Raw genomic sequence first — 12,250 nt, 5'->3', positions numbered from 1 at the left:
GGAAGATCCAATGATCGCAGAAGCACAACATCAGGCCTGGAGCCGGTTCGTATCGTGGGCGGTCTGCTCCATTGTTGGTTTGTTCCTGGCGCTCTTGGGCGGTCTCTATCTGATCGATCCTTATGACACGGGGCGATCGCCGTTCTCGGGTGAGCCCAATCTCTACGGACAGAAGGATGTCAATGCGACAGCCAGCGTCGGCCGCAGCCCGAAATTCAAGGCGGCGGTCATCGGCAACTCGACAATCGCTCTCATCAAGCCGTCGCGGCTGACCGAGCTCACAGGGCTTCCCTTCGCGCAGCTCTCCGTGCCTGGATCTCAGATTCCCGAGCAGCTCACGGTCATCGATTGGTTCATGAAGCATCATGATCGCGCCGCAAAAGCTCTGGTGATCAGCGTCAATCGGGACACATGGTGCACGCGCGATCCTCAGCGAGCAGGCGAGAATCCCTTCCCGTTCTGGCGTTTCAGGGACTCCTCCGTCGAATACCTCTCCGGTCTGCTCAGCGTCAGCAGCCTCGAGCAGGCCGGGCGACGTCTGGGCCTCGTTCGAAGCGCGAAGGCGCAATCGGCGATGGACGGCTATTGGGACTATGAGCCGTTCTATGCCGAACTCCTTGCGGATCCACGGCGCTGGCGCGAGGGCTTGTTCAGGCAAGGAAACGATCAGCGAGGTTATCCGGACGGATCGTTTCCGGCGGTCCAGGTGCTGGAGCGGAAACTCGCGACCTTACCGGCCGATCTTTCCGTCGTTCTGGTGTTCCCACCGGTATTTTCCGCAAAGCAGCCGAAGCCCGAAACCCCGCGCTACACATCCGAACAAGCCTGCCGGCAAGCCTTCACCGAACTGGCGGCGAGGCGGCCCAACACGGCTGTGGTCGATTGGTGGCATGATCGCCCGGACCTGAAGAGAACCGAGCTCTTCATCGACCAGATCCATTATCGTCACCCCATCGCGCGTAAGATTGAAGACGACATCGCCGCGGCGCTACGACATCTTCGGGAGAGGGCATCCATGGAGCTTTCGCCCCGCACGCGCGCCTAGCGCCTCGTGCGAAAAAGTGGACCCGGTTTTTCGCAAGAACGATGCGCTGTTCTATCGTGGGAACATCGGATTCATTCCCAAAAGTGGGAACTGGTCTTGCATGGAAAGATGCTCAAGCAAGGAGAGCATCGTGCGAAAAAGCGGACCCGGCTTGGCGTGAAGAGATGCTCAAAACAGAGACCCGATGCATCGGATGGGGGCGATGTCACGTCCGATGCTGTGGGAATGGTGGGCGCGGCTGGGATTGAACCAGCGACCCCTACGATGTCAACGTAGTGCTCTCCCACTGAGCTACGCGCCCAGAACCCATACGAAGATTCTGCCGGGTGGGACGATGAGGAATTAAACCTCCAGGACCTTGAGATCTTCCGTTCTGATGGGAAGCATTTGAACTGCCGCCAATATACTGCCAAGTCTCGTCGAGACGAAGGCTCTCAGAGGGTCGATCCAAAAAGGTATAGAACCTTCAAGGAGATCGATGGTGCTGCCAGAGAGGATCGAACTCTCGACCTCTCCCTTACCAAGGGAGTGCTCTACCACTGAGCTACGGCAGCCCGCCAACGAGGAGGGCCGCTTAGTGCCACAGCACGGCCCTCTGTGCAAGATTGAAATCGATCTTTTATTCGGCGGCCTGCACTTTTTGGCTCAAGGGGAGTTTCAGGGCGCCCCAGACCTCCACAAGGGCGGCACCCAGGGCGTTGACATGCGCGTCGGTGTGGAACGGTCCGGGCGTGATGCGCAGGCGCTCCGTGCCTCGTGGCACGGTGGGATAGTTGATCGGCTGGATATAGATTCCGTGCTTTTCCAGCAGGCGGTCCGAGGCGGCCTTACAGGCCTCCGCGTTTCCGACCATGACGGGAACGATGTGGGTCACGGTATCCATGATCGGCAGGCCGAGGCCGCTGAGGACCTGCTTCGTGCGGGCCACCTGCCGCTGCTGCATTTGCCGCTCCTTGGAGGAGGCCTTCAGGTGCCGAATCGACGCGGTGGCGGCCGCTGCCACGGCCGGGGGGAGGGCGGTCGTGAAGATGAAGCCCGGGGCAAAGCTGCGCACGGCATCCATCACGGCCTTCGTGCCGGTCAGGTAGCCGCCCATCACGCCGAAGGCCTTGCCGAGGGTGCCTTCAATCACGTCGACCCGGTGCATCGCGCCGTCGCGCTCGGCGATGCCTCCGCCGCGGGGGCCGTACATGCCCACCGCATGGACCTCGTCGAGATAGGTCATGGCGTTGTAGCGCTCGGCCAGATCGCAGATGGCGTGAATCGGGGAGATGTCCCCATCCATGGAATACACGCTCTCGAACACGATGAGCTTCGGCCGGTCGCCGGCGGCCTGGAGAAGCTCCTCCAGATGCTCGAGATCGTTATGGCGGAAAATCGCCTTGTCGCACCCCGACTGGCGCACGCCCTCGATCATGGAGTTGTGGTTCAGGGCGTCCGACAGGATCAGGCAGCCGGGAATCAGCTTCGCGAGCGTCGAGATGCCGGTCTGATTCGAGACGTAGCCCGAGGTGAAGACCAGGGCGGCTTCCTTGCCGTGCAGGTCGGCGAGCTCGGCCTCGAGCGCGACGATCGGATGGCTGTTGCCGGAAATGTTGCGGGTGCCGCCGGCGCCGGTGCCCAGCCGCCAGGCGGCCTCCACCATGGCGCGGGTCACGTCCCGGTTCTGGCCCATGCCGAGATAATCGTTCGAGCACCAGACCGTGATGGGGCGCGGGCCCTCGGGGCTGTGCCAGGTAGCGTGGGGAAAGCGGCCCGCCTGCCGCTCGATCTCGGCGAATACACGATAGCGACGCTCTGCCTGGAGGCGGTCGAGGGCTGACGTAAAATAGGTCTGATAATCCATCATCTCACCGGGTGGGCAACGCAATGCCCGGGGATTGTGCGCGCGTATTATGCCAGATGGCATTGATCCTGGTCAAAGGTCGAAACTTCGATATTGCGGTTGAGGGCCGCTTGCGAAGCCTTTATTGGACGAGGCGACGATGGGTCGCGTGAACCATGACTGACGGGAAATCGCAAGACAAGGCTGAGCGGCTTAAGGCGGCTTTAAAGGAAAACCTGAGAAAACGTAAGGCGCAGGCGCGCGGACGCCAGCAGGCGGCCAAGGCTGCCTCGACCGATGCGGAACGCTCCGATGTTGCGCCTGAACGCGACAAGCCGTCCGACTAGCCTATAATGTCAAGGACGCGCATAGCGTCGGCACTGACCAGTTCAAAAGGGGATAAGATTTCATGGATCGCATTCGCATCCGGGGCGGCGCGCCTCTCAACGGGTTGATTCCGATCTCCGGCGCCAAGAATGCGGCCCTGCCCCTCATGATCGCGAGCCTGCTCACCGAGGAGACCCTGGAACTCGGCAACGTTCCGAGACTTGCGGATATCTCCTCCCTCCTGCGGATCATGAGCAATTTCGGCCTCGACCATTCCATCGCGGGCCGCCGGCCCGGCCAGTCCTCGGAGACCGGGCAGACCATCCGTTTGTCGGCCAAGACGATCATCGACACCTGCGCGCCCTACGAGCTGGTCTCCACCATGCGGGCCAGCTTCTGGGTCATCGCCCCGCTGGTCGCCCGATTCGGCCATGCCAAGGTCTCCATGCCGGGCGGATGCGCCATCGGCACCCGTCCGGTGGACCTTCTCATCATGGCTCTCGCCAAGCTTGGCGCGGCCATCGAGATCGAGGCGGGCTACGTGGTCGCGACCGCTCCCAAGGGCCTCCACGGCGCCGAGATCGACTTCCCGAAGGTGACGGTGGGCGGCACGCATGTGGCCCTGATGGCGGCGACGCTCGCCAAGGGCACCACCGTGATCCGCAATGCCGCCCGCGAGCCCGAGGTGGTGGATCTCGCCGAATGCCTCGTCAAGATGGGCGCGAAGATCACGGGGGCCGGGACCTCCGAGATCGTGGTCGAGGGCGTCACCAGCCTCCACGGGACGTCCCATGACGTGATGCCCGACCGCATCGAGACCGGCACCTATGCCATGGCGGTGGCCATGACGGGCGGCGATCTGGTGCTGGAAAACACCCGTCCCGACTATCTGCAGGCCGCCCTCGACGTCCTCGGCCAGGCCGGGGCCGAAGTCTCCTCCACCCATAGCGGCATCCGTATCCGCCGCAACGGCAACGGCATTCAGGCCGTGGATGTGACGACCGATCCCTTCCCCGGCTTCCCGACGGACCTGCAGGCGCAGTTCATGGCTCTCATGACCCGGGCCAACGGCACGTCGCGGATCCGGGAGACGATTTTCGAGAACCGGTTCATGCATGTGCAGGAACTGGCCCGCCTGGGAGCCCAAATCCGCCTCGACGGCGACAGCGCCTATGTGGACGGCGTTCCGGGTCTGAAGGGAGCGCCCGTGATGGCGACGGACCTGCGTGCCTCCGTATCCCTCGTGATCGCCGGGCTGGTGGCCGATGGCGAGACCACCATCAACCGCGTCTATCACCTCGACCGTGGTTTCGAGGCCCTGGAGGCCAAGCTCGCCCGGTGCGGAGCCGCGATCGAGCGCCTGCGAGGCTGACGAGCGGGAGGCATGCGGTCTAGCGCATCGTGCGAAAAAGTGGATCCGGTTTTTCGCAAGAACGATGCGCTCTTTCCAAGGAGGGAGCATCGGATTCGATCCCAAAAGTGGAGTCCACTTCCCGCGTCCGATGTTCTAGCCGCCGCGCTTGCGGCCGCATGGCTTTTCTCCGTCGTGTCCATCCTCTTCGGCATCCCCGCGCGGGCGGGGATGCCTATCCGCTGACGATTTAGCAACGAGCGCAGCGGCGACCATGCACCTCATTCTTCATCGTCAGCGGTGATGAATCCCGGGCTCGCCTGCGGCGCCCCGGAACAATCCCTTTCGCCGTGAGGCCGTCGCGGTCGGCCAAGCGCGCCTCTCAGGCCGAAAGACCCAACCAGGGCACCGGACCACAGGTTGCGCGGAGGGCAGGGGCTCTCTACCTAAACATCAAAGTTCAACATAGGTTTAGAGCCCAACATAGGTTAAGAGCCATGGACCTTCTGAGACTCGTTGCGTTAGACCCGGACGATCTGGCTGTCATCTCGACTCACCTGCAGGATTCGCTCCTCCGGGTCGGGGATATCGTCTACCTGCCCAAGGAGCGCCGGTTCGCGATCCAGACGCGCCGGTACGATTGGGAGGCCGACACACCCCAGCGCCGGCTGACCTGCATGCATTTCGAGCATGTGAAGGCGGTGCGCGTGCGCGGGATCGATCAGACCGACAAGGACGCCGTTCTTAACCTTCTTGCGATCGCATTCGAGGAGCGGGACTCTCCTTCCGGCACAGCCACCTTGATCTTTGCCGACGGTGGGGCCATCCAGGTGGACCTGGAGTGCATCGAAATGCAGATGAAAGACACCGGTCCGGTCTGGGCCGCCGAAAGCCGTCCCCAGCACGAAGACCTGCAACAGGCGGAGCGCCTGTGATGGCTCTGCGGCTCGATACGCGGAATGCTTCGTTCCCGAGGGAATTCGCGGCCCTGCTTTCAGCCAAGCGCGAGGTGTCCGAGGACGTGGATCAGGCCGTCCGCGCCATCATCGACGACGTGATCGCCGGGGGCGACGAGGCGCTCATCGACTACACCTATCGCTTCGATGGTCTGGCGCTGCAGCCGGAAACGCTGCGGATTTCCGAAGAGGAAATCAACGCGGCCGAGGGCCAGTGCTCGCAGGAGGCCCTCGACGCGCTCGCCCTCGCGAAGGAGCGCATCGAGACCTATCATCTGGCCCAGCGCCCCCAGGACAGCCAGACGACGGACGCTCTCGGGGTCACCCTCGGATGGCGCTGGACGGCGATCGAGTCGGTGGGGCTCTACGTTCCCGGCGGCCGCGCGAGCTATCCGTCCTCCGTTCTGATGAATGCCGTGCCGGCCAAGGTCGCGGGCGTTCCCCGCATCGCCATGGTGGTGCCGACGCCACGGGGCGAGACGAACCCGCTCGTGCTGGCGGCGGCGCGCCTGGCCGGCGTGGACGAGGTCTTCCGCATCGGCGGCGCGCAGGCCGTCGCGGCCTTGGCTTACGGTACGGAATCCGTGACGCCGGTCGCCAAGATCGTCGGACCCGGCAACGCTTATGTGGCCGCCGCCAAGCGGCGCGTGTTCGGCCAGGTCGGCATCGACATGATCGCGGGCCCGTCCGAGGTGCTCATTCTCGCGGACGGACATGCCAATCCCGATTGGATCGCCGCCGACCTGCTGGCTCAGGCCGAGCACGATCCCGCGGCACAATCGATCCTCGTGACGGACAGCCCCTCCCTGGCGGATGCCGTCGAGCGGGCGGTCGCGCGTCAGCTCCAGACCCTGCCGAAAGCGGAGATCGCCGGTGCGAGCTGGCGCGATTACGGGGCGATCATTCTCATCGACACCCTCGAAAACGCGATCCCGCTCGTCGACCGCCTCGCCCCCGAGCATCTGGAGATCGAGACCGAGAATGCGGAGGAGCTGGCAGGCCGGGTTCGCAATGCGGGCTCGATCTTTCTCGGCAGCCATACGCCCGAAGCCATCGGCGATTACGTGGGCGGCCCCAATCATGTTCTCCCGACGGCGCGTTCCGCACGATTCTCCTCCGGTCTCGGGGTGCTTGACTTCATGAAGCGATCCTCGATCCTGAAGTGCGATCCCGCTGCCTTGCGTGCGCTCGGCCCTGCAGCCATCGCTCTCGGGCGCGCCGAGGGGTTGGAGGGGCACGCCCGGTCCGTGGCGATCCGCCTGAACCTGTGAGGCCTGCGGAGGGGGGATGTCGAGCACAACGAAGGAGAGGTGCCGCCTCGTGGCGGTCATCCTCGACGAGGCCTCCATCGGCCGCGGCAATCCCGATCAGGAGCATGAACGGGCCATCGCCATCTACGACATTCTCGAGGAGAATTCCTTCTCCCTGCCGAACTACGAGGGTGGTCCTTACGTCCTGCGCATCTCCCTGATCGAGAAGAAGCTCTGCTTCGAGGTTTCGGCTCAGGACGGCGCGCATCTCGTGTCCCACCACCTGTCGCTCACGCCTTTCCGTAAGGTCATTCGCGATTACGAGATGGTCTGCGAGAGCTACTATCAGGCCATCCGCTCCGCATCGCCCGCGCAGATCGAGGCCATCGACATGGGGCGCCGGGGGCTGCACAACGAGGCCGCCGAGCTGCTGCGGCAGCGCCTCGACGGCAAGCTCGATGTGGATTTCGACACCGCACGGCGTCTGTTCACGCTGATCTTCGCGCTTCACTGGAAAGGCTGACGCTTGGAGGAAACGCCCCAGAAGCGGATCCACTCGGTGCTGTTCGTGTGCGCGATGAACGCTGTCCGCTCTCCCATGGCCGAAGCGATCGCCCGTCACTATTTCGGCCGCTCCATCTATGTGCAGTCCGCCGGCGTGCGCAAAGGCGAGACCGATGGCTTCATGGTGTCCACCCTTTCGGAAATCGGCATCGATGCATCCAAGCACAGGCCGCGCACTTTGGGGGAGCTGGAGGAATGGGAGGGGCTCAATTTCGACCTCATCATCTCGCTCTCGCCGGAGGCCCATCACGCCGCGCTCGAATTGACGCGCACCATCGCGGCGGATGTGGAGTATTGGCCGACGCCCGATCCCGCGATCGTGCAGGGCTCGCGCGACCATGTGCTCGACGCCTATCGCGACATTCGCGACGGGCTGATGTATCGCATTCGCACCCGGCTCAAGGGATCACAGAAAAGCCCTGATGACGGAAAGGGCGCCTAGGCCTGCGGCCAGGCCGAGAATGTCGACGCGCGTGGTCGCCATGACGGCGACGGCGGCGCCCAAGGCCGCGAAGGCGGGCCAGCCGCTGTCGAGGGCCGCCGGCAGGATCGTCGCGACGATGATGGAGCCCGGAAGCGCGCGAAGCCCGCGTTCGATCCGCGGAGTGATCCGCACATGGCTCATCAGCACGAGGCCGCCGATGCGGCACAGGAACGTGATGAGCGCCATGGCCGCGATGGCGAGAGCCGAGCCCCAGGGACTCGCGATGAAGGCGCTAAACCCGCTCATTCGATCAGCATCCCGGCGATGACGCCGGCCAGGGCGCCGGCGACGATGTAGCCGTATCCCGGCACGAGGGCATGGGTCACGAAGGACACGGCGCCCGCCACGAGCCAGGGGAGGGCGGGGCGCGCGCCCTTCCAGAGGGGAACCAGCATGACGCTGAAGAAGATCGGCATCACGAAGTCGAGCCCGAACGCCTTCGGCTCGGGCACGAGCGCCCCGGCGAAGAAGCCGACGATCGTCGCGATCTGCCACACGATCCAGAGGATGAGCGCGGCGCCGAGAAGCACGCCGACGTCGCGCCCGCCCTCGTTGTAGTAGCGCGTGCCGACGAGCCAGCCCGCTTCCGTGATGAGGAAGAGATTGAGCGCGTTGCGGGCCATCGGCTCATGGCGCAGCCAGGGCTGGACCGTCGCGCCGAGCAGGATCATGCGCGCGTTCACGACGGCCGTGACGGTCATGATGGTGAGAATGGTGGTGGGCGTCCAGACCTTCTGCCAGACCTCGAGCCCGACCATCTGGGAGGCGCCCGCATACACGAAGGCGGAGAGGCCCATCGCCTCGGCGAGGGAAAGCCCTTTCTGAGCCGCCGCCGTGCCGAACGCGGCGGAGAACATGATGAAGCCGGGGAAGGCGGGCAACGCGGCGCGCGCGCCATGGCGAAGGCCTGCCTGGGAAAAGAAAGGGCGGAGAGAGGAGTGCATGAGGGTTAAGCTCTCTGCCCTCCCGTCTCTCCGCCGTCAATCGACACGAAGGTCGAGTCCGGTGTTTCTTAGCGCATCGTGCGGACCAGGCGGGCCGCGCTAGCGAAAAGTGGATCCGGTTTTCCGCTCAAACGATGCGCTCATCTAAGAAGGGAGCATCGGATGGAACCCCAAAAGTGGATTCCACTTTTCACGTCCGATGCTCTAGCCGGCCATGGCGTTCACGTACGGATAGATCTCGTGGAAGCCTTCATAGATCATCTTGAGGGCCACGTAGAGGATGATCGCCAGACCCGCATAGGCGATCCAGCGGTAACGCTGGAGCAGACGGGCGATGTAGGAGGCGGCAATGCCCATCAGGGCGATGGAGAGGAGCAGTCCGAAGGCCAGGATGTAGGGATGCTCGCGCGCGGCTCCCGCCACGGCGAGCACGTTGTCGAGGGACATCGAGACGTCGGCGATCACGATCTGCCAGGCCGCCTGGGCGAAGGTCTTGCGCGGCGCGCCACCGGCAACGGTGCCGTCCCGGTTCAGGTCCTTGCCTTCGAGCGCCTCTCCGGCGGATTCCTGGTCCGCGTGGCTGGTGCGCAGCTCGCGCCACATCTTCCAGCAGACCCACAGCAGCAGAATGCCGCCGGCGAGGAGCAGGCCGACGATCTGCAGGAGCTGCGTCGTCACGAGCGCGAAGATGATGCGCAGGACGGTGGCGGCGATGACGCCGAGCAGGATGGCCTTGTTGCGCTGCTCCTTCGGCAGGCCCGCCGCGGCGAGGCCGATGACGATGGCATTGTCTCCGGCCAGAGCCAGGTCGATGCCAATCACCATCAGAAAGGCGATTATCTCGGGGGAGAGATAGTTTGAGAGTTCGAACATGCGTTGCCTCATTGTCGGTTGAAGGGCAGCGCGTACGATTCTCTCGCGGAGACGATTGTCCCACACCGTATAGCCGGTTGGATCGGCCTCGGGCTCAGGTGCGGGCGCTCCCGTCTTCTTGAACGAATCCAGGCTGCCCTGGTTCATCCAGTCCGACATCGCCGCCCAAAGTATGAGCGACCAGAGGGGCCCGGCCTGGCTATAACGGCATTCATCTAGACAACATGGCGCGGCCGATCAAGCCGTCCCGTCCATGCGTTCAAGGGGTGCCTGTGCCGTATAAGGATCTTCATCCGGCTTCGTTCCAAGGGGCCAGTTCTGGAAAATCCCGTGAAACCGTCGAGAAAGCTTGGGGTCCCGGACGCTCCAAGCTTGATCCGGGCCGAGGCCTTGGGCACAACTCAAGCGGAACAATGAGGGCGGGTTAAGCGCCCGTCGGAGGTCAATCATGTCAGCTTCTCACGAAGGCTCCGGCGTGGCCGGACGCCAGGGCGCGGTTCGCGCACCGCAGGGAATAGCCGGCGGCATTCTGCTGATCGCTCTCGCCGCCCTCGCGCTCTGGCTCACGCGGGATCTCGATCAGGGTACGCTCAACGCCATGGGGCCCGCGATGCTGCCGCGCTGGCTCGCTGTCGGGGTCGGCCTGTCCGGCTTGGCCCTGATCGCCTATGGGTTCATTCGGGTCGGGGAACCGCTGGAGCGCTGGAGCCTGCGCGGTCCCTTCTTCATCATCCTGTCCATCCTGGCCTTCGCCGTGACGATCCGGCCGTTCTCGTTCGGCCCCCTGGCGCTGCCCGGCCTTGGCCTGGTGGTGGCGGGGCCGCTCGGGATCATCCTGGGCGGATACGCCACGCCCGAGGCCCGTTTCAGGGAACTCCTGATCCTCAGCCTGAGCCTGACGCCGTTCTGCATGCTGCTCTTCGGCGATCTGCTCAACCTGCCGATTCCGGTCTTCCCGCAGGAGCTCGCCGGCCTCTTTCCCGCCGGATGGTCTCAGAAGGCGATCATGCGGGCCACCGCGTCCGTCCTGATCGTGGCCGGGATCGCGGTCTTCTTCGCGACGAAGGGGTCCCGAAACAAGACAATCGACGTCGCCGACCATAGCGGGAGGATCTGATGGGTGACTTTCTGTCCAATCTGAGCCTCGGCTTCGGCGTCGCGTTGAGCCTGCAGAACCTTCTCCTCGCCTTTCTCGGCTGCCTCGTCGGCACTCTGATCGGCGTTCTGCCCGGCGTCGGCCCCATCGCCACCATCGCCATGCTGCTGCCCATCACCTTCGGGTTCGATCCGACCGGCGCCCTCATCATGCTGGCCGGCATCTATTACGGCGCGCAATACGGCGGCTCGACCACGGCGATCCTGGTCAACATTCCGGGCGAGGCGACCTCCGTGGTGACCGCTCTCGACGGCCACCAGATGGCGCGCCAGGGTCGGGCCGGCGTGGCGCTCGGCATCGCGGCGATCGGATCCTTCTTCGCGGGAACGGTCGCGACCCTGGTGATCGCGGCGCTCGGCGCGCCGCTCACGGGCCTGGCCCTGATCTTCGGCCCGACCGAATATTTCTCGCTGATGGTCATGGGCCTGGTCTTCGCCGTGGTTCTGGCCCGCGGCTCCATCCTGAAGGCCATCGCCATGATCCTGGTCGGCGTTCTGCTCTCCACGGTGGGGCTCGACCTCGAGACGGGCGAGGAGCGCATGACCTTCGGGCTGGCCTTCCTGTCCGACGGCATCGATTTCGCCGTGCTGGCTATGGGCATCTTCGGCATCGCCGAGATCATGCGCAACCTCGATCACACCGAGCACCGCGACGTGGTGCGCCAGGCCATCGGCCGTCTGCTGCCGAACCGGGAGGATTTCAGGCAATCCTACAAGCCCGTCATCCGCGGCACGCTCATCGGGGCGATCCTCGGCATTCTGCCGGGCAACGGCGCGGTGCTGGGTCCGTTCGCGTCCTATACGCTCGAGAAGAAGATCGCGAAGGATCCGCGCCGCTTCGGCCGCGGCGCCATCGAGGGGGTCGCCGGCCCTGAATCGGCCAACAACGCCGGTGCCCAGACCTCGTTCATCCCGCTCCTGACGCTCGGCATCCCGCCGAATGCCGTGATGGCCCTCATGGTCGGCGCCATGACCATCCACGGCATCATTCCCGGGCCGCAGGTCATGACCAAGAACCCGAGCCTGTTCTGGGGCATGATCGCCTCCATGTGGGTGGGCAACCTGATGCTGCTCGTGATCAACCTGCCGATGGTGGGAATGTGGGTGCGCCTGCTGAAGGTGCCCTACAGGATGCTGTTCCCGGCCATCCTGATGTTCTGCTCCATCGGCATCTACTCGATCAACTCGCTGCCGACCGACGTGATGTTCATCGCTCTCTTCGGCCTCGTGGGCTACACGCTGATCAAGCTGGGCTTCGAGCCTGCGCCGATGCTGCTCGGCTTCGTGCTGGGCAAGCTGATGGAGGAGAACCTGCGCCGCGCCCTCATCCTGTCGCGCGGATCGCTCTCGACCTTCATCGATCATCCGGTCAGCGCGGGCCTCCTCGCCGTGGCGGTCATCCTGCTCGTCATCGCACTCCTGCCATCCATCCGAAAGGGCAGAGACGAGGTGTTCACGGAGTAGCTTGCCTTCGGG

General features: G+C 64.4%; 13 protein-coding genes and 2 tRNA genes. 9 read left to right on the top strand and 6 right to left on the bottom strand.

The window, feature by feature from the left end; genetic code table 11:
• The first annotated feature begins 10 nt into the window (after nt 1-10).
• Nucleotides 11-1,045 carry a hypothetical protein gene (locus AB8841_RS25875; RefSeq protein ID WP_370438623.1) on the top strand — a complete coding sequence of 345 codons (1,035 nt, stop codon included), beginning with the start codon at nt 11-13 and terminating at the stop codon, nt 1,043-1,045.
• Between the two features lie 226 nt (nt 1,046-1,271).
• Here the strand turns inward: AB8841_RS25875 and AB8841_RS25870 are convergent.
• The 3 genes from AB8841_RS25870 to hemA all read right to left on the bottom strand — a co-directional run bounded on the left by AB8841_RS25870 (nt 1,272) and on the right by hemA (nt 2,891).
• Nucleotides 1,272-1,346 (bottom strand) — tRNA-Val (locus tag AB8841_RS25870).
• A 178-nt stretch (nt 1,347-1,524) separates the two neighbouring features.
• Nucleotides 1,525-1,599, bottom strand: a tRNA-Thr gene (locus AB8841_RS25865).
• Nucleotides 1,600-1,664: 65 nt separating this feature from the next.
• On the bottom strand, nt 1,665-2,891 hold the full coding sequence (hemA, locus tag AB8841_RS25860) for a 5-aminolevulinate synthase (RefSeq protein ID WP_370439367.1): 1,227 nt from the start codon (nt 2,889-2,891) through the stop codon (nt 1,665-1,667).
• A 155-nt stretch (nt 2,892-3,046) separates the two neighbouring features.
• Between hemA and AB8841_RS25855 the strand changes: the two genes are divergently transcribed.
• The 6 genes from AB8841_RS25855 (at nt 3,047) to AB8841_RS25830 (ending at nt 7,760) form a co-directional block, all read left to right on the top strand.
• Nucleotides 3,047-3,217: a hypothetical protein gene (locus AB8841_RS25855; protein WP_370438622.1), complete on the top strand. Its 171-nt coding sequence runs from the start codon at nt 3,047-3,049 to the stop codon at nt 3,215-3,217.
• A gap of 62 nt (nt 3,218-3,279) precedes the next feature.
• Nucleotides 3,280-4,569 carry a UDP-N-acetylglucosamine 1-carboxyvinyltransferase gene (gene murA, locus AB8841_RS25850; RefSeq protein ID WP_370438621.1) on the top strand — a complete coding sequence of 430 codons (1,290 nt, stop codon included), beginning with the start codon at nt 3,280-3,282 and terminating at the stop codon, nt 4,567-4,569.
• 476 nt (nt 4,570-5,045) lie between these two features.
• Nucleotides 5,046-5,483: a DUF2948 family protein gene (locus AB8841_RS25845; RefSeq protein ID WP_370438620.1), complete on the top strand. Its 438-nt coding sequence runs from the start codon at nt 5,046-5,048 to the stop codon at nt 5,481-5,483.
• Nucleotides 5,483-6,775, top strand: coding sequence for a histidinol dehydrogenase (gene hisD / locus AB8841_RS25840; protein WP_370438619.1), 1,293 nt, complete (start codon nt 5,483-5,485; stop codon nt 6,773-6,775). Before AB8841_RS25845 ends, hisD begins: the two co-directional genes overlap by 1 nt.
• A gap of 16 nt (nt 6,776-6,791) precedes the next feature.
• Complete coding sequence (locus AB8841_RS25835; protein ID WP_370438618.1) at nt 6,792-7,277, top strand: UPF0262 family protein; 486 nt, start codon at nt 6,792-6,794, stop codon at nt 7,275-7,277.
• A gap of 3 nt (nt 7,278-7,280) precedes the next feature.
• Complete coding sequence (locus AB8841_RS25830) at nt 7,281-7,760, top strand: low molecular weight phosphatase family protein (protein ID WP_370438617.1); 480 nt, start codon at nt 7,281-7,283, stop codon at nt 7,758-7,760.
• On the opposite strand, the gene AB8841_RS25825 is transcribed toward AB8841_RS25830, so the two are convergent.
• The 3 genes from AB8841_RS25825 to AB8841_RS25815 all read right to left on the bottom strand — a co-directional run bounded on the left by AB8841_RS25825 (nt 7,725) and on the right by AB8841_RS25815 (nt 9,619).
• Nucleotides 7,725-8,048 (bottom strand): AzlD family protein, encoded by a 324-nt coding sequence (locus AB8841_RS25825; RefSeq protein WP_370438616.1) that lies wholly within the window; start codon nt 8,046-8,048, stop codon nt 7,725-7,727. The genes AB8841_RS25830 and AB8841_RS25825 overlap by 36 nt on opposite strands.
• Nucleotides 8,045-8,746 carry an AzlC family ABC transporter permease gene (locus AB8841_RS25820; RefSeq protein ID WP_370438615.1) on the bottom strand — a complete coding sequence of 234 codons (702 nt, stop codon included), beginning with the start codon at nt 8,744-8,746 and terminating at the stop codon, nt 8,045-8,047. The genes AB8841_RS25825 and AB8841_RS25820 overlap by 4 nt, the downstream gene beginning before the upstream one ends.
• A gap of 204 nt (nt 8,747-8,950) precedes the next feature.
• On the bottom strand, nt 8,951-9,619 hold the full coding sequence (locus AB8841_RS25815) for a TerC family protein (RefSeq protein ID WP_370438614.1): 669 nt from the start codon (nt 9,617-9,619) through the stop codon (nt 8,951-8,953).
• Nucleotides 9,620-10,067: 448 nt separating this feature from the next.
• Here AB8841_RS25815 and AB8841_RS25810 point away from each other — a divergent pair, with 448 nt between their 5' ends.
• Together AB8841_RS25810 and AB8841_RS25805 are read left to right on the top strand one after the other, a co-directional pair.
• On the top strand, nt 10,068-10,736 hold the full coding sequence (locus AB8841_RS25810; RefSeq protein WP_370438613.1) for a tripartite tricarboxylate transporter TctB family protein: 669 nt from the start codon (nt 10,068-10,070) through the stop codon (nt 10,734-10,736).
• Nucleotides 10,736-12,238, top strand: coding sequence for a tripartite tricarboxylate transporter permease (locus AB8841_RS25805; RefSeq protein WP_370438612.1), 1,503 nt, complete (start codon nt 10,736-10,738; stop codon nt 12,236-12,238). Before AB8841_RS25810 ends, AB8841_RS25805 begins: the two co-directional genes overlap by 1 nt.
• The last annotated feature ends 12 nt before the right edge of the window (nt 12,239-12,250 follow it).

This window comes from Microvirga sp. TS319 (assembly GCF_041276405.1).
Lineage (GTDB): Bacteria > Pseudomonadota > Alphaproteobacteria > Rhizobiales > Beijerinckiaceae > Microvirga.
This window is presented reverse-complemented; position numbering and strand designations above follow the sequence as displayed.